Below are 22,032 nucleotides of genomic sequence, written 5' to 3' on the forward strand. Positions count from 1 at the left end.
ATATTTTATGAATGTTCCTCACCTCGAAACACCCACCAATGCCATGCCCAAAGGCTTAATCCGTGGCTGGGTGATTATTGCAATTGCAGCACTGCTGTCTTTCGGTTTATATGAAATTTTGCCTTATGACCAAAATGCCAATAAAGGTCTAAGTCTGTTGTTATTTATCGGTATTTTGTGGCTGACTGAAGCTATTCACATCACCATCACGGCATTGCTAGTCCCTGTGCTCGCGGTTCTCGTCGGTATGCCGAGTGTGGGAGGAGATGGTGAGATTGAAGCAATTTCTACCACTAAAGCACTGAGTACTTTTGCTGATCCAACGATTTTTCTATTTTTTGGTGGTTTTGCCTTGGCAACTGCATTGCATGTGCAAAAACTTGATCGAAAAATTGCCATGTGGATTATTGCAATGTCTAGAGGGCATCTGGGAGTAGCTGTTTTAGCCATCTGTTTGGTCACAGCCGTTTTGTCGATGTGGATTTCAAATACTGCTACCGCGGCTATGATGCTTCCACTTGCATTGGGTTTGCTTTCACATTTTGATGCGCAAAAAGAACGTAAAACTTTCGTATTCATTCTCTTAGGTATTGCTTATTCAGCAAGTATTGGCGGCTTAGGTACTTTAGTTGGCTCACCACCCAATGCGATTGCAGCGAAAGCATTAGGCTATGATTTTGCAGACTGGATGAAAGTCGGTTTGCCTATGATGCTCATCATTTTCCCTGCGATGTTATTTAGTTTGTATATCGTGCTCAGACCTAAACTTAATCATCGTGTGGAATTCAGAACAGAAACTATCCCTTGGAACCGTGATCGTATTCTAACCATGTTAGTTTTCGCTATCACTGCATTGGCATGGATTTTTGGTAAAAGCGTCAGCGAACAGTTTGGAATTACTCAACCTGATACATGGATTGCAGTACTCGCAGCCTGTATGGTCGTGATCTTAGGAATCGCCACTTGGAAAGATATTGCAGACAATACGGACTGGGGCGTATTAATGCTATTTGGTGGTGGCTTAACTTTAAGTGCCGTTTTAAAAGACTCTGGTTCTTCTTTGGTACTTGGGCAAACTCTGGCAAATGCATTTGGTGATGCCTCACCATTCCTAGTCATCGTGATTGTAGCTGCATTTATTATTTTCTTAACTGAATTTACCAGTAATACAGCCTCAGCTGCTCTGCTGGTTGCAGTATTTGCAGCAATCGCTGATCAAATGGGAATTCCAAAAGAAATTCTTGTGGTTGTCATCGGAATCGGGGCTTCATGTGCGTTTATGCTCCCTGTCGCAACACCACCGAATGCGATTGTATTTGGTACAGGGCATATTCAACAAAGTGAAATGATGCGAATTGGCTTTATCCTCAATATTTTATGTATCGCACTGGTTTCAATATTTGTTTACTGGTTTTTCCTCTAAATATAAAAAAGCGCTTCGGCGCTTTTTTTATCGCTTTAAATAAGAGAGAAGATCAAACGTATTTTTCATTCAAATAACGCCAATAGCGTTTAGGCAAATATTGCACATGCAATTTCACATTCTGACGCTCTTTAATATTGATACTATTGAAATAATCTTTCCAAAGCTGATCATATAATTCTTCTTGTTCATCTAATTCTAATTGAAAGTTTTGACTGGCCCCATTTTCAATATTACGGTCAATCTGATGAGCATCTAAAGACACCTCATGAATCTCGTGTAAGTCATAATACAATCCATATTTGCGTTGTTCGTCATAAATCAACCAACGTTGATCTTGATAACGACGCTTAAAATGCGGCTGTATCAAAGGTAATACATTAAAATCAGGTCGAACTAAACTTAAAAATAAACCATCTGTGGTTTTCTTAAACCGCACAAAAGCTTCCATACGATGCTTTTCTCGCCCGACCTTTTTCGTCCATTGCGATATCGCTAAAACACTAGGATGCGAATAATTCTTCTCAACTGAATGTTGATGTCGAAAGACATAGATACAGTAATTAAATAAATGCTGATAGGCATCCAAAGATTCAGATAAATAGGCAAAATAAAATTGTCTCAAAGATGAATGCGACAATTTCTGCTTTAAGGCTGACCAAACACGTGCTGCATGTTGCTCGTGATTTGGAATTTCAACTACCGTGGCAAATAAACCATGCTGTGCGCCTTGGTTTAAACACAATTGCACGTGGAATTCTTTAAATTGAAAAGCACGAAATACGCAGTTGAGTAAACCGACCATAGAGCCATCAAAATAGTAATAAACCACACCATCACTGAGCATGTTTAGAATCCTAAACTCAACTGAGGTGACAGTTGTTTGACGTACTTGGATGAACCCTGCGTTAATATTTGCTGACGAATATCAGTCGTAGAAAGTTCCTTTTGAAACCTTGGACTGTCTTCACAACGAATAAAAAACTGGGCACGTGAATATGCCACACCGAGTTGTTTCAATAAATCAGTATGTATCTTGCCAAAACGACGCGCTTGCACGATTTTCTTAGCTGACTTCACTCCGATGCCTGGTACACGAAGGATCATGCGATAGTCAGCACGATTTAAATCCACTGGAAACTGCTCAGGATGACGCAACGCCCAACTCAGTTTGGGGTCTACATCTAAATCAAGATGTGGGTATTTTTCATTGACGATTTCATTGACTTCAAAACCATAAAAACGCATCAACCAATCACTTTGATAAAGACGATTTTCACGCAACAAAGGTGGTGCTGAACCGACAGCAGGAAGATAATTATTTTCTGTGTTGATTGGAATATAACCTGAGAAATACACCCGTTTCAGTTTAAACTCCTTGTAATGTCGATCTGCCATTACCAACACATCTTGATCGGTTTCTTGATGCGCACCAACCACCATTTGCGTGGTCTGCCCTGCGGGTACATATTTTGGAACATGCTTAATAATTTGACGTTCATCTTTGAGTTGAATTAGTCGATCACGCACTAAGCCTAAGTCTTTTTGTACTTCTTGATGGGATTTTTCAGGAGCAAACGCTTTTAATCCGATCTCAGTTGGCATTTCTAAATTGATGCTCATACGGTCAGCATAAAGTCCTGCTTCATGAATCAGCTCAGGCGATGCTCCAGGAATAGTTTTGAGATGAATATAGCCATTAAAATTTTCCTCTAGACGTAGTTTTTTCACCACTTGAAGCATCCGCTCCATCGTATAGTCTGCGGATTTAAAAATACCTGAGCTAAGGAATAATCCCTCTATATAATTACGACGATAAAAATTAATGGTCAGATCAACCACTTCTTGTACGGTAAATGCAGCACGTTTGACATCATTAGAACGGCGTGACACACAATAAGCACAATCAAAAATACAGACATTACTGAACAAGATTTTCAGCAATGAAACACAGCGCCCATCTTCGGTATAGCTATGGCAAATCCCTGCCCGACTGGCATCACCTAAACCTTTGTCTTTATTTTTACGGTCACTACCACTAGAGGAACAGGACACATCATATTTAGCTGCGTCCGCAAGAATTTGTAATTTTTCACGAATGCGATCAGACATAGCAAACACCTCAGTGACAACATCATTTCAAAGCTAACATTTCATGATTTGAAAATTAAGATTGGTAAAGATGTTATGCGTCATGAGGTGACGTTTATGTGAATGGTCTTCCATTCAGAACTTTGCCAACTGGGAAAATATGTCGGCTATTGGGTCCGTTTTGAATTAACTCGAAAATTAAACAAAAGCGTTTAAATAATTTATTATCAGAACTTGTCGCTGAAACGCTTGAATCCTTTGCACTGCACCCGAAAATCCTTATACTTAACCACAATTTTTGTTTGATTCCAGTGGATGCACCATGAGTCGTGCTATATCGCATATTGATACATTTCAGGGCTTAATTCTTGCCCTACAAAACTATTGGGCGGAGCAAGGCTGCGTCGTATTACAACCATATGATATGGAAATGGGTGCAGGGACATTCCACACTGCAACTTTCTTACGCGCATTAGGTCCAGAAACTTGGAACGCGGCTTATGTTCAACCTTCACGCCGCCCGAAAGATGGTCGTTATGGTGAGAACCCAAACCGCTTACAACACTATTATCAGTTCCAAGTGGTACTTAAGCCAAACCCAGACAATATCCAACAGCTTTATCTTGATTCGTTAAAAGCGATCGGCATCGATACACTGACCCACGATATTCGCTTCGTAGAAGACAACTGGGAATCTCCAACACTAGGCGCTTGGGGCTTAGGTTGGGAAGTTTGGTTAAATGGTATGGAAGTGACTCAGTTCACTTACTTCCAGCAAGTCGGTGGTGTTGAATGCTACCCTGTTACTGGTGAAATCACATACGGTTTAGAACGTCTTGCAATGTACCTTCAAGGTGTAGACTCAGTTTACGATCTTGTTTGGACCAAAGGTCAATTCGGTACAGTCACTTACGGTGATGTATTCCATCAAAATGAAGTGGAACAATCGACCTATAACTTCGAATATGCGCCAGTCGATAAATTATTTGAATTATTCGATTTCTATGAAGCTGAAGCAGCTCGTTTAATGGATGCTGAACTTCCACTTCCTGCTTATGAGCAAGTGATTAAAGCATCGCATAGCTTTAACTTATTAGATGCGCGTGGTGCGATTTCCGTGACTGAGCGTCAACGTTATATTTTACGTGTTCGTACCTTAGCGCGTTCAATCGCTCAAAGTTATGTGGCTGCGCGCGCGAAACTCGGTTTCCCAATGGCAGAACCACATTTACGTGATGAAGTATTAGCACAGTTAAAAGCACAAGTTGAAGCAGAAGCAGCCCAAGCTGAAAAAGCGAAGGAGAATAAATAATGACAAAGCATACTGTTTTATTCGAACTTGGCTGTGAAGAACTTCCACCAAAAAGCTTAAAAACTTTACGTGATGCCTTAAAAGCTGAAACGGAAAAAGGCTTAAAAGATGCAGGCTTAAATTTTGCTGCGATCGAAGCTTATGCTGCACCACGTCGTTTAGCGCTCAAAATTGTTGATATTGATGCTGCTCAAGCAGACACACAAAAACGTTTTGACGGCCCTGCTGTTCAAGCCGCTTATGATGCAGAAGGCAAACCAACTAAAGCACTTGAAGGCTTTATGCGTGGTCAAGGCATCACGGTTGATCAGCTTTCGACGTTCCAAGCAGGCAAAGTTGAAAAAGTTTGCTTTTTGAAAGATGTGAAAGGTCAAAGCCTTGATGCTTTACTGCCACAAATTTTACAAACTGCATTAGACAACTTACCAATCGCAAAACGTATGCGTTCTGCTGCAAGTCGTACTGAATTCGTGCGTCCAGTAAAATGGGTGGTATTGCTGAAAGATGATCAAGTGGTTGAAGCAACCATTCAAGATCATAAAGCAGGTAATGTGACTTATGGTCACCGTTTCCATGCACCTGAAGCCGTGACTTTGGCGCATGCAAATGACTACCTTGCTGCTTTAGAAAAAGCTTACGTTGTTGCGAACTTTGAAAAGCGTCAAGCAACCATTCAAGATCAAGTGAAAAAGTTAGCTGATGAAGTTAATGCAACTGCGATTGTCCCAGCAGACTTACTTGATGAAGTCACCAGCTTGGTTGAATGGCCTGTTGCATTACGTGCAACTTTTGAAGAGCGTTATTTAGCTGTTCCTCAAGAAGCATTGATTACAACCATGCAGGACAACCAAAAGTATTTCTGTTTGATCAATGCTGAAGGTAAATTACAGCCTTACTTCATTACTATTTCAAATATTGAGTCGAAAGATCCGATTCAAATTATTGAAGGCAATGAAAAAGTTGTACGCCCTCGTTTGTCGGATGCAGAATTCTTCTTCCTACAAGATCAAAAGCAACCGCTTGCATCTCGTAAAGAAAAACTCGCAAATATGGTATTCCAAGCACAATTGGGTACGCTTTGGAATAAATCAGAACGTATTGCTAAATTAGCTGTAGCATTGTCACCAATTACAGGTGCAAATGCAGCCGATGCTGAAAAAGCAGCTTTACTGGCTAAATGTGATTTGACCTCTGAACTTGTGGGCGAATTCCCTGAACTTCAAGGGATTGCAGGAACTTATTATGCTCGCCTTGAGGGTGAGAATCATGAAGTTGCTGAAGCTTTAGGTGAGCAATACTTACCTAAGTTTGCGGGTGACGTATTACCACAAACCAAGACAGGCACAACGATTGCGCTTGCAGATCGTTTAGATACGCTGGTTGGTATTTTTGGTATTGGTCAAGCGCCAACAGGTTCTAAAGACCCATTTGCATTACGTCGTTCTGCAATCGGTATCTTACGTTTGATCATTGAAAATGAACTTGATGTGACGATTGAAGAACTGGTTAATTTTGCGCTTCAAGGTTATGGCGATATAGTTAAAGATCATGACAAGACACGTGCGGATGCCGTTGCATTCCTTGAAGGTCGTTACCGTGCCAAATATGAAGACCAAGGCGTTGCAGTTGATGTGATTCAAGCGGTTCAAGCACTTGCTCCAAAATCTCCTCTTGATTTTGACAAGCGTGTGACTGCGGTGAATCACTTCCGTACATTGCCAGAAGCGGCTGCATTGGCTGCGGCAAATAAACGTGTTGCCAATATTCTTGCAAAAGAAGCAACACCTGAAGGAAGCGTCGTTGAAGCGAACTTGGTTGAAGCTGCTGAGAAAGCACTTTTTGCAGAGTTATCAGCTTTAACACCAGTAGTTCAGCCTTTACTTGCTGCGCGTAATTATACCGAAGCATTGTCTAAGCTTGCTGCGCTTCGTGCGCCAATTGATGCCTTCTTTGAAGGCGTGATGGTCATGGCTGATGATGCAGAGTTGAAAGCAAACCGTTTACGTTTATTGGCTCAGTTACGTAACTTGTTTACTGCTGTGGCTGATGTGAGTGTGTTGCAGGGTTGATTATCTAGCTTCTTTAAATATCTTATTAACCCTGCTTTTAATTAGCAGGGTTTTCTTATATGATCATCAAGCATTTTGGCCATATATCTTTTGATATCATCTGTATGCAAATATAGGTGCTACTGATTTAGAGTAGCTTTTCGCTACTAGGCTTTTGCCTGATCCTTCAAATAAGGATAATACTCTGTTACTTTTTGATGGCCTAAATGCACCATATATAATAAAATCAAGGCAAAATAGCATGCAAATCAACGATAAAATTTGGTGGACAAAAAAATCTAAAATATTTCACGAGAAAAGATTATTAGCTTATAACTTTCATTCACAATTATTACTAATCTGGTATTCATTATTTACAGTAGCAGCATCAACCTTAAATGCAAAATCATTATATCTACTAGGAATAAAACAAAATCAGCTCGACCCCAATATTCTTATAATATTCTCTGTTTTAACTCTTACTATGTCCTGCTTTGTTTCATCATTAAATTTCAAGGCCAGATCTCTTAGCATAAAGCAATGTTATGAAAATTTAGCTTTACTAGAACCTAAAAATGACATAGCAACTAATGAAAAATACCAAAAACTATTAGATAGTTGTGAAAACCATGAAGATATTGATTATATTTCTGCAAAAGTAGAGATATACTATTCAACCCCAGAAGAAGATAGAGTAAATATAAATCCAAAACCAACATATTTTGAAAAATTTAAATATGCTTATAGAAAAATAACTAATATTATAATTTTAGTTATTCTTTATATGCTACCAATTTGCACAATTATATTTACAGAATATAATTGGCAGCAACAGCAACATGTCTAATACTAAAATATTTAAATCAAGAATTTCTATTGAAAATCTGCATGAAACATATAATCAACATGTATATTATAGCTACGCCATTGGCATAGATAATATAAGTCACACCCAATTTAACAAGGATTTAAACAATGAGTTAACTCTCATAAATCGAAAGATATCTAAAAATAAGTATAAATTTAGTCGATATAAATTAAAATTATTAAGTAAAGGAAAGGGAAAGCCACCAAGAGAAATTTACATACCAACTATCAGAGATAGAGTGTTGTTGAAAGTCATTCAAAAATTCCTTAAGGAAGTTTTTAAAAATGAAGTCACACAAGATTTACCTCAAAATATTATTAGAGAGTTAAAACTGGATCTCGCTTCAAAAAGATATGATACATATATAAAGGTTGATATAAAAGATTTTTACCCTTCAATTGACAAAGATATTTTATTAAAAAAAATTAGATTTAGAGTTAGGAGTAGTGAGTTCACCCATCTATTAAGAGACTCATTAAATCCATCAAAAAAGGAAAATATATCTGGCGTTCCTCAAGGGCTATCTATATCCAATATTCTAGCCCACATATATCTTCTTTCATTAGACAAAAAATTAAATAGCCAATCAAACATTAAATACTTTAGGTTTGTTGATGATATTTTTATTTTGCTAGAAGCATCAAACCAAGACAAAATAATCAATTTAATCCAATCCGAGTTTTCAAAACTAAAGTTAAAAATCCACCCTATAACAGAAAAAAATAGCAAATCAAAAATTTCGCTCATAAGAAATGGATTTGATTATTTAGGATATACTTATTACTCTAACCAATTTTCTGTTCGAGAAGGCTCTATAAATAATTTAAGAAACTCTATTGTTGAATGTTTCACCTCATACAGATATGCACCATCGTCCAAAAAAAATGTCAATTTCCTTATTTGGCGTTTAAATTTAAAAATCACGGGATGCATTGATGAAGGAAAAGCAAAGGGATGGTTATTCTTCTTCTCTCAGATCTCTAATCAAAATATTCTGCATGAGCTCGATCATTTTATACAAAAAATAGCAAAACAATTCAAAATACCTTCAACAGATAGACAAAAAATTAAGAAATTCTCTCGCACATATTTCGAAATTACTCATAATCTTTATTCATCAAATTACATTCCCAATTTTGATCAACTTGATATAAATAAGAAAAAAAGTATCTTAACCGATGTATTTAATACTGATTTAAAAGGGCGCTCGGATGAAGAAATAGATGATATATTTAAATTTAAGACTAGGAAGCACATTAACAAGCTTCTCATTGATCTTAGAAATTTTTCTTAGTTATATTAACTATTAATAACGTAACTATATCACTACCACTCTTTTCTTGAACTTGACGATAAGCTATAAAACTTGAATTGCAACGTTATTGCCAAAAGGATAGAAAGATGATGAAAAAAGTACCTGCTCTGTGTTTAACGACTGCACTGATCGCATCGTCTTCTCTCTGGGCAGCCGAAACAAATACAACTACGACGAATACAAACACTGCAACGGCAGAAAAAACACTCCCATATGGTGACAACCCTAGTCTCGGTCGGGTATTGCTGTATAAAACAGGAAAAGGACTACAAAACTTAGGTGATTCAATTCAAGGAGCATCTGAAAACACCTCACAAAAAATGAGTGAGAGATGGAAAAACACCAAAGAATATACCGCTGAACAATCCGTCATTGTTCAGGAACAAACACAAAAAGCCAAACAATACACTGCTAAAAAATGGCAAGACACCAAAGATGCTGTAGTAGGTACAAATAATGGAAATGTGCCAATCGAACGAGCTGAACTTAGTCAACCCTCATCAAATTAATACGATTGAACAAAATTTATAGGAATGAATGAAACAATGACAGTTATGCCTTTTAAAACCATTTTGCTTTTTTTAGTCAGTAGTATTGGCTTTACCGCGTGTTCAACGCTCTCTTCTCAAACCGAGCAGCCTTTACAGCAACTGCAAGTGGTTCAGAACATTGATGCCCTACCCGATACCAAGACCAATGCCGCATCCTTAAATAAATACAAGAATCATTGCATGATCCAGTTTACAGGTTATTTTGATGGTGGGCGGAGTACGGAATCATGGGAATTTAAAGGCAATCAGTTGAGTCGGGCTTTTTCTGAGACCTATCAATATGTGCCGAATCGTTTATTCAATGCGGCCACTGAAAAACCTGTATTAGATCAGAAAACGCGAAAAACCACAGTATTTGACATTCAGAAACCTGAGGTAAAACATAACTTTGACAAGTTAAAAAGCTACTTTAACCAAACCGTTTTGGACCAATGTGGCTAAGTTTGCCATCTCCACAATTTCTATCCAAAGTGTTTTTAAGCTGTAATCTAGTTGTAAAGTTTTGCTGAAATCCATAGCTTTCTCTCATTTGCTCGATATGATTCATTTGCGTTCATGAAGTGCCCCAACATGGCACATCTTTAAAGGAAACCGCAATGAAGAAAATGATCAAAACAGCTATCGTGACAACAACTATTCTCGCTTCTGCTTCTGTTTTTGCACAAAATGTAGGGGTAAATGCGAATGGATCTGCTCAAGTTAATGTTCAATCTGGTGGATTGGTAAAAGGCATTACAGGTGCAGTTGCTAACACAGCACAAGGCGTTGGTCATGCAGCACAACATGTTGGTCATGCGGCCGTCAACACAGGTGTGAATGCATCTCAGAAAACAGTGGGTACTGCTGCAAATATAGGATCAAAAGTGATTCATACCACGGGTACTACCGTGAAAAATACGAAAGATTATGCTGTAGAGAAAGCCGTAGATGGTCGAACATTTGCTGCTGACAAAACGGCGGATGTGAAAAAACGTATTGCGGACAAGCAAGCAGCATCTAAGGCGCTAAGCTTAGAAGCTCAAACCAATGCAAAAGCGCAGCTGAATAATAAAACAGCAGCGGTAGATGCCAAAACAGGCTTAAATGCAGATAAGAAAAATCTGCAAGCAGGCACTAACGTGGGTGTAAAAGTTTTAGGTGTAAATGCCAATGTAAACAGCAATGCTAAAGTCGGTATTAATTAATTACTTAATATCCATCTCATAAATAAAAAGCCCTTAGCAATGTAAGGGCTTTTTTTGTTTAACAGAGTTGTAATCGACTTTGCTCAGCAGAATGACTCTCAATAAAATGCGTCAGACCATCATCTTCACAACTTAAAGTCAGTTGCTTATAACTAAGATTATAAAAATCTGGATATTGTTTAAATATCAGTGGTGATTGATCTAGAGGTAAAGCACCACCAAACTTGATCAGTTTATGAATCCCCCGATCATTCATGGTCAAGAAATAATATTCATCGTTTAAATTTAACTCAACTAGTGCATTCGGCTTTAAGTGCAAAGGCACAAGGTATTGTGAATTTTCCTGAATATGTTCTGCACTATAGCTTTCAAGTTTTAAACTAACCAAGTTAAAAACCAAGAATTGGTTTTGTGGGGTACAGACGTTGGCAGCTGCTGTTTGAATTTGTTGAACAAAATGTGCATGCGCACCTAATTTATGTAAATTCTGCTCAGTTCCCTGTCGCAATTTAAACAACTGTTGAACGAGTTTTTGTTTCATTACAGCATCAAAATATCGTTCATCAAGTGCAAAGTCATTGTTTTCTAAAATCTTTAACAATGCTTGTTGATGCTTCGATAAGGCAGCATCCAAAACATGACGATAGTAGAACTTACTTTGTTTTTTCACTTCACGCACACGGCGATAAAAATACGTCAGCTCAAACGGCTTTTCTACAAAATCATGTAACAGTTGCGAGCTTGCCAATACCGAAAGTGCTTCATGTGCTGTAAAGGGCAAATGAATAACATCCATCTGTGGCAACAAAGGTTTTAATTTTAAGAAATGCTCTTTATCTTCAGCAAAATAGGGATCATAGACAAGAATATACTCCCGAGATGCGTCGACCTCATCCGCCTGAATCTGCATATTTTGATGAATAGATGCATCAAAAAATTCTGCATAACGACGATCTTCAACAACTTCTGGGTCAATCGAAAATTGTGGAACAAATGCCACAATTTTTTGCATATTCAACAAGTTTGAGTATTTTATTGCGGCATAGCCACCCATTGAACCGCCATAGCCCACTCGCTTTTCAAACTGTTCAAGAATTGGCTGAATCTGTTGTTGCATCTGCAACATGCTGGCCTTAGGAAACCATGTTTTTAATTTCGGCATTATACCGATGACATTGTATTCATATTTAATTAATGATTTTTCAGCATTGATGGACATTCCTTTGGCTCGACTAATCAAATCGCCAAAAGAAACCACTAATGTGTCGCTTGAACCTTTCAAAAAAATAACGCGAATATGTTCATCTTCAAATATTATTTGCTTATCCATGCTCACACTGAAAAGTTGATCCTAGGTTGGTATCAAAAAGTCACCAAATCATGACTTTGCCAAACCCAAATTGCGGAGTATCTTATTTTATAGAGATAGAACAGATTAAAAAGCGCAAAAAATGACACAATCCCTGCATCCTTCGGCGCAAAAAGGCTTCAGTTTAGGTGCTGAACTTTACCAACAGGTTCGTCCCAATTATCCACAAGAAATAGTGGTTTGGCTGCAAGATCGTCTCAAAATAGGTGAAAGTTCAACTGTTATAGACCTAGGTTCTGGGACTGGCAAATTCTTACCTTACCTGATTCAAACAGGTGCCAAAGTGCTGGCTGTTGAGCCTGTAAATGAGATGTTAAAGCAGCTCCAACAAAGCTACCCAGATACAGAGAGCTTTCAATCATCAGCAGATTCACTCCCCTTCAAAAATGCTTCTATTGATCTTGTTATTTGTGCGCAATCATTTCATTGGTTTGCAAATCAACTCAGCCTTTCTGATATCCATCGAGTCCTCAAACCATCAGGTCTTCTAGGATTAATTTGGAATCAAAGAGACATCAATGTTGATTGGGTTCAAGCTTTAGCAGATGAAATAGCGCCTTTTGAAGGAGATACTCCACGTTATCATAGTGGTCGCTGGAAAGAAGTTTTCGATGATCAGGATTTATTTAATTTAAATAGTTTGCAGACCTTTCAACTGATACATTCTGGTACGGTAGAACAGGTAGTCAGCAAACGCTTATTGTCCACCAGTTTTATTGCAGCGATGCCCTATCCTGAACAACAACAGTTCAAAGCGAAATTTGAACAAATTGTATTTGATTTTACGGGACGATCTCCGCAAGATCAGATAGATTTCCCTTATATCACCTATGCCTATCACTTTCAGAAAATATCAAATTAATCAGGGATGAATATGTCCATGCCAACCGTTAAAACCACTTATGTCCTTGCAGCATTGTTTAGTTCAGTCCTTTTTCTCACAGGCTGTAACAAAGACAAAGAACCTACAGCAACAATTGAAAATCAAACCAGCTCTAGTCAAGATGCGATTGGTCAATTGAATCAAACACCGATCAAGCAATTTCCTGCAACTGCAGATGATGCGCATGATATTGCTGTGTTGGATGACTATGATCGTCGCTTTACTGAGATGACTGATAGCATGGAAATCGAACTTGCCAAAATGAAGCAAGAAAATACGCTGACACCAGAGTTTGAAGCACAACGCCAAAAAGACAATGTGAACTCTGCACTCACAATGCTTAAAGATTTAGATCTAAAAACTGAACAAGGACGCTATATTCAAGGTTTGTTATATGATTATTGGGAAAGCCAAGCAAAGGCGCTACAAAATACGACAGACACCAATCAGCAAGTTAATCAGTTAAATGAATATTTACATGCACAAAGTCAACTCCATCATTGGCGAAGTGCTCAAGCTACAGAAAATAAAAGCAATTAAATAAAAAAACGAGGGTTATTCCCCTCGTTTTCTTGGATTAATTTGAATTAGATTTTCTGCTTTTCAATCCATTGAATCGAATTCACTCGAAATAACTCACATGCCCCATCGCCGATATCTGTAGGTGATAGCGAAGACTTCCATACTAAGTCTTTATCACGAACTTCAACCAGTTCACCTTTTAACTGGACCAAATCACCACGTTTCACTTGTTTAATCTGTTTGGCAATTTCAGGATTGGCAGGAATGATGTGCATGTTCGATACCATTTGCATGGCTTGATCCGCAGGCACAGGAAGTTTATCCATTTTCCAATTCAAATAGCGGTCATATTGACTGACTGAAATATTACGTGCGATTTCAGGATGCGCGAACAATCCCCAACTGACAGCATAATCAATCGGTGAAAACTTGGCTTGCTCATCATCTTGATAAACTTTAGATCCTAAAATACGAAAATTACCGTAGAAAGGCTGCAATACGGAAATCGATTGGTCTTTCACTTGAGGGGATAAACCTTTCGCAATATTGTATTCCACTCCACTGGCAGAAGCATGTGCCTGACCCAGTGCAGCCACCATGCATAAACTCATCCATAGACGCTTTTTCATGGCTTTTACTTCCTCAAAAATATGACTGATAGCAAATAAACTCGTTTGAGCTTTCATAGTATGCTTAGACCATGAGAAAAGTTGCTTTTTTTGGTAACAATCAAATAATCTTTAGTCATATTTTTGTGCAGTGTTTAGGGTCTGTTGACATTTCACATCTAGCTGCGACAGCCCCCCATTAAATCTACGAATGGATTCTCTATGATTTATCAATTTTATCAACGCCGAATCTTTCCGCATTTACTCAATCAAGTCATGCAAACGGGCAGTTTGATGGATAAACGACGCGAATTACTCATTCCGATCGAAGGTGAAATTCTCGAAATTGGGTTTGGTACAGGTCTCAACATTCCATTTTATGGCAATGTAGATACCCTGTATGCGCTTGAGCCAAATCCAGATATTTATCATTTGGCGATTGAGCGTGTTCAGAATGCACCTTTCCACGTGAAACACGTCCAATCCAGTGCTGAAAAATTACCATTTGCTGATGCATCGCTAGACCATATTATTTCGACATGGACGCTGTGTAGTATCCCAAAACTGGAACAGGCATTAGCTGAAATCTATCGTGTGCTTAAACCTACAGGAACATTTCATCTCGTTGAGCATGTCAAACATCCAGAATCGGTAAAAATGCAATCTTTACAAACCTTACTGACTCCGATTCAGAAGCGCATTGGAGATGGTTGCCATTTAAATCGGGATATCGAACGGAGCCTAGCGCAAGCAAAATTCAAATTTATTGAAAAGCAATATTTTGATGCTGAGGGGATTCCTGCGATCGCACAAAAGATGCTACTTGCACGAGTGCAAAAGATTTTGTTGAATCCTTGAACTAATCATCAAAGTCGATCCGTAAAGTTTCGAAACGAACTCGACCTTCTCGAACAGCTTGAGCAATCGCCTGTTGTCCTTTGCTCAAGCGCGCACCACCACTTTTGATATCTAATAAAATCACTTCAATATCTTCTGCATCACCATCACCGTCACGAAAATCGGTATAGCCATCAAACACCACATAATCGACAGGATCACCAAGAAATTTGGCATCACTAGGTAAATATTGAAACTCAGGTAAGATCGGGGCAAATTGCTCAGCCATTTTTCCTTTTAAGACCGCACGACTGGTATTCACACTACGCTTTTGAGCATCTAATAATGCCTGTTTATGCTCTAGTTCCAATTCAGCAATATATTTCTCATATTCAGCTTGAATACGACCATTGCGGCTATTTGATAAAATGAGAGTGGTAATCACAACCCCTATACAGCCACCAATCAACATCGCAAGCCAAACCGACATAAGTCTTTCCTTTTTCAATAACGCTGCTATTTAACTGCAACATTAAACTTTTGTCATGTGTAGCACACTCTGTTCAAAAAGATGCTAAGGTATAGTGGAATACAAAACACACGTTAAAAAATCTAATTTCATGAAGACAATATTAATCGCAAATCAAAAAGGCGGCTGTGGTAAAACAATGACGGCGATTACGCTCGCCACTGCGCTCTCACAAAAAGGTTATAAAGTCGCTCTCGCAGATGCAGATAATCAAAAATCATCCTTACAATGGCTGAAACAACGCCCCGACTCTGTCACTAATATTCAAAGTCTCGATTGGCGACATGAGAAATCAATCGGCGAAGCTCCCAAAAATCTCGATTATTTAATTATTGATGCGCCTGGCGCTTTATCTGGTGAACATGCTGAACAATTGGTGAGCGAAGCACATGCGATTGTGACACCATTACAACCTTCATTTTTCGATATTGATAGTACACGCCGTTTTCTCAAGCATCTTCACGAGATTAAACGTATTCGAAAGGGAAAAGTACAAATCTTATTGGTCGCAAATCGAGTCAAACCGAATAGCGCAAGCTCTAAAGATATCCAAGATTTCTTTAACAAGATTGAACAAGAACCTGTGGCATGGATATCAGAAAGAAGTGCCTATGGAACATTAGCCATGCAGGGTTTAAGTGTTTTTGATAAGCCACAAAAAAACTTTGTCAGCATCCAACATCAATGGCAACCTGTTTTAAACCAATTGGTCGATGACCCGAGCGAATGGTTCTAAGCACTGTATCTAAGGCTAATCTTTTGATCTTTAATGCTGAAATCCTATAGTGAAAATTTCACTCAGGGTGTTTTTCAGTTAATATGGTTTCAATTATCTTTTGGCACTAGAGAAAACCATGGTGCAACAATACGCTCCAACACTACAACGCGTTTTGCTGTTTGGATTGTTTTTTGTTTTATTGTTTTTGGGCTTTAGTATTCTTAAATACTTTATTGTCCCTGTTCTTTGGGCGGCTATTATCGCCTATATGACATGGCCCGTTTATTTATGGGTACAACGTCGTTTTTTTGGTGAGAACCGCCCTACACTGAACGCTACTATTATGATTACACTTGTAATTTTAGTGATTGGTATCCCATTTATTTTTGCGATTTTCATGCTGCAACTCGAAGGTCGCAATTTATATTTTAATCTACAAAAACAATTATTTTCAGGACACATTCAAGTCCCAGATTTTATTCGAAACCTCCCTATCATTGGCAAAGACATCAGTCGTACAGTCAATGAATTAAGTGCTGATCCGAATAGTATTACCAAAAATGTCGCTGAATGGATTCAAGGTCATCTCAGCTACGGTCGTTTTGTCTTGAGCGAGATTAGTCGTAACCTCGTCAAACTTACGTTTGCCATTATGACCTTGTTCTTCTTTTATCGGGATGGTCAGCTGATTCTGTCACAAGTGAGTCGTGCACTTGAAATGGTGATTGGTCCTCGTGTGCATCATTATCTTGAAACGATTTCTGAAACAACACGTGCAGTCGTTTACGGTGTAGGTTTAACCGCTGTAGCTCAAGCAATTTTGGCAGGTTTAAGCTATTTTGTAGCTGATGTACCCAATCCAATGTTGTTGACTATGGTGACATTTATCTTGGCATTGATTCCTTTTGGAACTCCAATTTCATATCTCAGCGTCGGTTTATGGTTATTTGCTCAAGGTCAAACAGTTGAAGCAATTGGGGTTGTGGTGTGGGGCTTATTAGTCGTCAGCAGCTCAGATAATGTGATTCGACCACTCGTGATTTCAGGAGCAACAAAAATCCCATTCATCTTAATCATGTTTGGTGTATTGGGTGGTATTGCCAGCTTTGGATTGGTCGGCTTATTTATTGGTCCAGTGATTTTGGCAATCTTATTAGCGATTTGGCGCGAATGGCTACATGAAAATGTTCAAGAACCTATTGCTGCGATCGAAGCGCCACCAGAAACTAAATCCTAAATGCGATTTTGACCATTTATCTTGTCATACAGAATCTAGCTTGCGCGTTATCCCAGACTTTGTTTGAATCAATCAAATAAAGACAAAATAGATAAGGATAATTCGCAATGCTTTCAACCTTAAAACGGTATACAGTTTTTAGTGCAATCATGATGAGTATCAGCGCATGCTCATCAATTCCCTTAGACAATAATGCCGCAAAAATTCAGAAACAGCCCACTAGCTACGACCATAAATATTTAATCCCAATCCATCAGGTAAGCGCCGATGGTATAGGTGCTTCGATTGGCACAGTATCCTTCCAAGAAAGTCCAAGTGGTCTGATCATCACCCCTGCATTGTGGAAACTTCCATCGGGTGAACATGGTTTTCATATTCACGAGAAACCGTCATGTGAAGCTGCAATGAAAGATGGAAAAATGGGTGCAGCACTGGCAGCGGGCGGTCATTACAATCCTGACAATATTGCCCACCACGGCACACCAGAAAATGGTCATTTAGGTGATCTACCTGCACTCACTGTCAATGAAAAAGGCTTTGCAACCCAAGCCGTTATCGCTCCTCGATTAAAGCTCTCCGATATTCAGGGACGTGCGATTATGATTCATGCAGGTGGGGATAATTATTCTGACACACCTAAACCCCTTGGTGGAGGTGGTGAAAGAATTGCTTGTGGTGTGATCAAATAAAGATTGTGGGTATCTCAAAAGATATCCACAATTTAGGATTTTATTCACTTAATTTATCTATAAAGATGACTATAAATAAAAGATGAGCACGAATTTTGCTTAGTTTTATTAAATGAAAAATCAACAAAAATAGGTTGAAAAATTGACTCAATATCTTGATCAGCACATCATTTTAGCTACGCAATATGGCTATATGATAATGAATCAACACATAGCAGAATATAGTCGTGAATAGTCTTTATCATCTTTTTAATCGATTCCGATCAAACTCGATTCTACTGTATTGCCTACAAATTTTGATTGTGTTGACAGGCACTACATTGGTGTTGCACGGATTGGGACTAGGTCAATTCATTGTTCCTGTTACATTAGGCGCAATTGCGGCTGCCCTCACAGACTTCGATGATCGTCTGAGTATTCGGCTACGCAATTTGGTCTATGTCTGTGTACTGTTCTTTAGTGTTAGCACCATTTTAGAATTTCTAGTACCTTATAAATTTTGGTTTATCGTTTACCTTAGCCTGTCCAGTGCAGCACTGATTCTCATGGGGGCTTTAGGTCAACGTTATGCGACGATTTCATTTGGTACGATTCTCCTTTCGATTTACACCATGTTTGGTCTAGGAGAATATGCAAATTGGTATCAACAACCGAGTTATTTTGTCATCGGTGCTGTGTGGTACGGATTGACCTCGATCTTATTTTTTATGATTCGACCAACCCTACCCTTACAGGAGAAGATTTCAACGATTTTCAAAGAAATGGGTGAGCTGCTACAGAGCAAAGCCAAGTTGTTTGATCCAGATAATGTCGATAATGTTGAAACACTGTTATTTGAACTCTCACAAAAAAATGCACAGGTGGTGAATAGTCTAAATCAAGCGAAGCAATCCTTACTTTCTCGACTTAAATCCTCACGCATCAATAACAGCAGTATCTATTGGCTAAACTTATATTATTTTGCGCAAGATATTCATGAGCAAGTCACCTCTAATTATTTGCACTATGAAAAAATTCATCAGAACTTTAGCCGTAGCGATTTAATTTTTCGTATCCAAAAAAATATGTTTCTACAAGCAACTGCCTGCAAAAAACTGAGTCAGGCTTTGCTACATAAAAGTACTTATCAAAATACCCCACTCGCTGATGCTGCGCTTGCCCAATTAGAAGCATCCATGCAAGACTGGATTGCTCAACATCCAAATAATCTTGAAGTTAAAAACCTAGAACTGATTCTGAATAACTTAAAAAGTATTCATGAACAATTTGCTCAACTGCAATTTCCACAAAACATCGAAATACGATCAACACAGCATCAACAAGCTCATCTCAACTTACTGGATGAGGATATTCAAGGCTTTCAGGATTTATTGTTAAAACTAAAACAGCATCTAAGTCCTCAGTCTGCATTATTTCGTCACGCAATTCGCTTAGCCATTGTCTTTGCTGTAGGTTATGCCGTGTCCTTGATGCCTTTTGCAAAAAATGGCTATTGGATTTTATTGACCAGTTTATTCGTTTGTCAGATCACTTACTTTGCCACCAAAAGTCGCTTAAAACTTAGAACGATTGGCACGTTGTTGGGTGTGCTTTTAGGTGTGCCCGTTCTTTATTTTGTACCTAGCATCGAAGGTCAATTGGTTATTACTGTAATTTGCGGAGTATATTTTTTCTATTTGCGTCAGAAAAAATATGCACTCGCAACAGTGATGGCAACGCTAATGGTGTTGTTAATTTTCAATTTAAAAGGCGCAGGTTTCAGCATTATTTTGCCGCGTATCATTGACACGTTGATCGGCTGTGCAATCGCATGGCTAGCGGTTAACTTCATATGGCCAGATTGGAATTTCCGAAATATTCCTGAAAATATCCGCAAAAGCAGTCAAGCAACGCTCAATTATTTGCATGCAGTCGTCCAGCAATATCATCAAGGTCGCTCCAACGATCTTGAGTATCGAAAAGCTCGTCGTGCCGCCCATAATGCTCAGATTGAATTATCTAATATGATTTCTAGTCTGAGTACAGAACCTGAACCAAACCAAGAACTCATTCACTATGCATTTCGCTATTTGGTCTATAGCCATAGTCAGTTGAGTTATATATCCGCACTGGGTCATCAACGTGAGCAAATTCAAGATCAAGATATTTTGAAATTATTAGACCAGAGTGAAATATTACTCAATCAAACATTGATCGAAAGACAAGCACTTCCAGAAAAGCACATCGAAGAGATGTTTAGTGAAATTGATCGTTTAAATTCAATGGCTCAAGTCTCAGAACAACAGCAACTATTGTTAAAACAAATGACGCTATTGCTTGAGACTCTGCCTGAATTGGTGATGTTAAAAAATAGATTACTTGAACTAGAAATTAAGTAGCGCGTTTAGCTCAACGCTATTTAATGAATGCCTTGTTGCAGCCTTGTTTGCATATATTGTTTAAGTACCATTCGAGGTATGCCAAACCAAAAAGTTATCAAGGCAAAACTCGTCAATACAAATGCCCAAATATGAAAATAGGTATATAGCAGACGAACCACTTCAATAATTGAGAAGAAACTCACCATCATCAATATTGAAACCGCAGCCGCGACCGTTCCTTTCGATACGTCAGAGGACATCAATGCAAAACGATAAATCACTGAAAAGCTAATCCCTTCACCAAAACTAATTAAGGTCATACCGATCAGCAAACAAGGCACTAAATAGGTTTGCCAAATCACACCGAGCATCAAAAATAAAGTACCTACTAGCATAATCGGCAAACCCATTAAAATGGTTTTACCAAGTGCGTAACGATCCATAATTTTGATCAGAACGATATTGCCTGCAATCAAACCAAAAAACACAGGAAACTGCGCCAAGCCATATTGCACACTACTCAGCTTTAATTCATCTACAAGAATAATCGGTGACAAAGCAATCCATAACATCAGTGGCATTCCTACAATCGGTAATGCAACACTTAAACCTAAAAACTGGCGATTACTAAATACTTGTTTGAAATCATCCCAAATATAACGAAAGGGTTGTTTCGCTTGTTTACGACTTTCTTTCGAGGCTGGCATAAATTTATTTAAGCCGAACCAACTGAGAAAAGAAATAAAAGCAATCGCCACAAAGCCCCAGTGCCATGACACATAATCAATCAGGAACGCGCCCAACACAGGTCCAAGCAAAGGCGCAAGCAAGGAGATATTTGCCATCAATGCCATGACTTTAATGGCATCACGCTCTTCAAAAGTTTCTTGAATTGCCGCATATCCAACTGCTGATATCACACTTAAACCAATACCCTGCAAGAAGCGCAAGGTCAGGAATTGTTGAATATTATGGGTCAATAAAATCAACAAACAGCAAATCGTAAAAAAAGCTACACCGGCCAATAGGACTTTCTTACGTCCAAGCCGATCTGAAAGTGGTCCCAGTAACCAAGCGACACTAGCACCACCCAATAAGTAAAATGACATTGAAGATGGTGCCCAAGTTGCGCTAACTGCAAATTGCTCCGTGATCGCCAACATCGCTGGCTGAATCAAGTCATTACCGATATAAACTGAAAACTCAAATAGCACTAAAGCCAATGGAAACATGAGCGTTATACGGTTTAACGTCATGCTTTGATTATTCGTCATCATGTCTTATTCACAAAAATAACCAATTCGTGTGCCGTCCATTTCTCTGAAAAAAAGAAAATAGATTCCGCACCACATCATTTTATGGTTTTGATTTAAATTAAATTTTGATTTCCATGCAGTGAGAGCGCATGTAAAAGTGTGAAAACACCGTATTCACAAGGTGTATTAAGAAAACAATTTATTTACGTGAGATTGGTAAAAAGTTTTACCT

The 22,032-nt window shown here is 38.6% G+C and carries 21 protein-coding genes; 15 read left to right on the top strand and 6 right to left on the bottom strand.

The genetic code is table 11. The features are described 5' to 3' along the window. Positions 1-7 precede the first annotated feature (7 nt). Positions 8-1,423 carry an SLC13 family permease gene (locus F948_RS12660; protein WP_004964419.1) on the top strand — a complete coding sequence of 472 codons (1,416 nt, stop codon included), beginning with the start codon at positions 8-10 and terminating at the stop codon, positions 1,421-1,423. Positions 1,424-1,475: 52 nt separating this feature from the next. Here F948_RS12660 and F948_RS12665 read toward each other — a convergent pair whose 3' ends face one another. Continuing rightward, positions 1,476-2,270 carry a TIGR03915 family putative DNA repair protein gene (locus tag F948_RS12665; RefSeq protein WP_004964421.1) on the bottom strand — a complete coding sequence of 265 codons (795 nt, stop codon included), beginning with the start codon at positions 2,268-2,270 and terminating at the stop codon, positions 1,476-1,478. Positions 2,271-2,272: 2 nt separating this feature from the next. Continuing rightward, positions 2,273-3,535, bottom strand: a complete 1,263-nt coding sequence (locus tag F948_RS12670; RefSeq protein WP_004964424.1) for a putative DNA modification/repair radical SAM protein — start codon at positions 3,533-3,535, stop codon at positions 2,273-2,275. Positions 3,536-3,836: 301 nt separating this feature from the next. Between F948_RS12670 and glyQ the strand changes: the two genes are divergently transcribed. From glyQ to F948_RS12705, 7 genes are all read left to right on the top strand, one after another. After that, positions 3,837-4,826 carry a glycine--tRNA ligase subunit alpha gene (gene glyQ / locus F948_RS12675; protein ID WP_004964427.1) on the top strand — a complete coding sequence of 330 codons (990 nt, stop codon included), beginning with the start codon at positions 3,837-3,839 and terminating at the stop codon, positions 4,824-4,826. Beyond that, positions 4,826-6,895 (top strand): glycine--tRNA ligase subunit beta, encoded by a 2,070-nt coding sequence (gene glyS / locus F948_RS12680; protein ID WP_004964431.1) that lies wholly within the window; start codon positions 4,826-4,828, stop codon positions 6,893-6,895. Before glyQ ends, glyS begins: the two co-directional genes overlap by 1 nt. A 241-nt stretch (positions 6,896-7,136) precedes the next feature. Beyond that, entirely contained in the window at positions 7,137-7,721 is a 585-nt protein-coding gene (locus tag F948_RS12685) for an SLATT domain-containing protein (protein ID WP_004964434.1), read from the top strand. Further along, the gene (locus tag F948_RS12690; RefSeq protein ID WP_004964435.1) at positions 7,714-9,036 is read left to right on the top strand and encodes a reverse transcriptase domain-containing protein; all 1,323 of its coding nucleotides are present in this window, start codon (positions 7,714-7,716) and stop codon (positions 9,034-9,036) included. The genes F948_RS12685 and F948_RS12690 overlap by 8 nt, the downstream gene beginning before the upstream one ends. 110 nt (positions 9,037-9,146) lie before the next feature. After that, the gene (locus F948_RS12695; protein WP_004964439.1) at positions 9,147-9,566 is read left to right on the top strand and encodes a hypothetical protein; all 420 of its coding nucleotides are present in this window, start codon (positions 9,147-9,149) and stop codon (positions 9,564-9,566) included. A gap of 36 nt (positions 9,567-9,602) precedes the next feature. Next, on the top strand, positions 9,603-10,049 hold the full coding sequence (locus F948_RS12700; RefSeq protein ID WP_004964442.1) for a hypothetical protein: 447 nt from the start codon (positions 9,603-9,605) through the stop codon (positions 10,047-10,049). Positions 10,050-10,204: 155 nt separating this feature from the next. Beyond that, entirely contained in the window at positions 10,205-10,792 is a 588-nt protein-coding gene (locus F948_RS12705) for a hypothetical protein (protein WP_004964445.1), read from the top strand. A 58-nt stretch (positions 10,793-10,850) separates the two neighbouring features. Here F948_RS12705 and F948_RS12710 read toward each other — a convergent pair whose 3' ends face one another. Beyond that, entirely contained in the window at positions 10,851-12,122 is a 1,272-nt protein-coding gene (locus F948_RS12710; RefSeq protein ID WP_004964448.1) for a hypothetical protein, read from the bottom strand. Positions 12,123-12,243: 121 nt separating this feature from the next. On the opposite strand from F948_RS12710, the gene F948_RS12715 reads away from it, so the two are divergent. After that, on the top strand, positions 12,244-13,023 hold the full coding sequence (locus tag F948_RS12715) for a class I SAM-dependent methyltransferase (protein WP_004964451.1): 780 nt from the start codon (positions 12,244-12,246) through the stop codon (positions 13,021-13,023). 18 nt (positions 13,024-13,041) lie between these two features. Then, positions 13,042-13,584: a hypothetical protein gene (locus F948_RS12720; RefSeq protein WP_005403287.1), complete on the top strand. Its 543-nt coding sequence runs from the start codon at positions 13,042-13,044 to the stop codon at positions 13,582-13,584. A gap of 47 nt (positions 13,585-13,631) precedes the next feature. On the opposite strand, the gene F948_RS12725 is transcribed toward F948_RS12720, so the two are convergent. Then, on the bottom strand, positions 13,632-14,195 hold the full coding sequence (locus F948_RS12725; protein ID WP_026057391.1) for a hypothetical protein: 564 nt from the start codon (positions 14,193-14,195) through the stop codon (positions 13,632-13,634). A gap of 201 nt (positions 14,196-14,396) precedes the next feature. Between F948_RS12725 and F948_RS12730 the strand changes: the two genes are divergently transcribed. Beyond that, positions 14,397-15,032, top strand: a complete 636-nt coding sequence (locus F948_RS12730) for a class I SAM-dependent methyltransferase (protein ID WP_004951672.1) — start codon at positions 14,397-14,399, stop codon at positions 15,030-15,032. 1 nt (position 15,033) lies between these two features. On the opposite strand, the gene F948_RS12735 is transcribed toward F948_RS12730, so the two are convergent. Beyond that, a complete protein-coding gene (locus F948_RS12735; protein WP_004909502.1) occupies positions 15,034-15,501 on the bottom strand; it encodes a Holliday junction resolvase-like protein in 468 nt (155 codons plus the stop codon). 130 nt (positions 15,502-15,631) lie between these two features. Between F948_RS12735 and F948_RS12740 the strand changes: the two genes are divergently transcribed. The 4 genes from F948_RS12740 (at position 15,632) to yccS (ending at position 20,562) form a co-directional block, all read left to right on the top strand. Beyond that, the gene (locus F948_RS12740) at positions 15,632-16,276 is read left to right on the top strand and encodes a ParA family protein (RefSeq protein ID WP_004909505.1); all 645 of its coding nucleotides are present in this window, start codon (positions 15,632-15,634) and stop codon (positions 16,274-16,276) included. A gap of 121 nt (positions 16,277-16,397) precedes the next feature. Beyond that, positions 16,398-17,495 (top strand): AI-2E family transporter, encoded by a 1,098-nt coding sequence (locus tag F948_RS12745; protein ID WP_026057392.1) that lies wholly within the window; start codon positions 16,398-16,400, stop codon positions 17,493-17,495. A gap of 107 nt (positions 17,496-17,602) precedes the next feature. Further along, on the top strand, positions 17,603-18,184 hold the full coding sequence (gene sodC, locus F948_RS12750) for a superoxide dismutase family protein (RefSeq protein ID WP_004964458.1): 582 nt from the start codon (positions 17,603-17,605) through the stop codon (positions 18,182-18,184). Positions 18,185-18,411: 227 nt separating this feature from the next. After that, positions 18,412-20,562, top strand: coding sequence for a YccS family putative transporter (gene yccS / locus F948_RS12755; RefSeq protein WP_026057393.1), 2,151 nt, complete (start codon positions 18,412-18,414; stop codon positions 20,560-20,562). Between the two features lie 20 nt (positions 20,563-20,582). Here yccS and craA read toward each other — a convergent pair whose 3' ends face one another. Next, a complete protein-coding gene (gene craA / locus F948_RS12760) occupies positions 20,583-21,818 on the bottom strand; it encodes a chloramphenicol efflux MFS transporter CraA (RefSeq protein ID WP_169040466.1) in 1,236 nt (411 codons plus the stop codon). Positions 21,819-22,032 lie beyond the last annotated feature (214 nt).

Origin of the sequence: Acinetobacter junii CIP 64.5 (assembly GCF_000368765.1) — a bacterium.
Classification (GTDB): Bacteria; Pseudomonadota; Gammaproteobacteria; order Pseudomonadales; family Moraxellaceae; genus Acinetobacter; species Acinetobacter junii.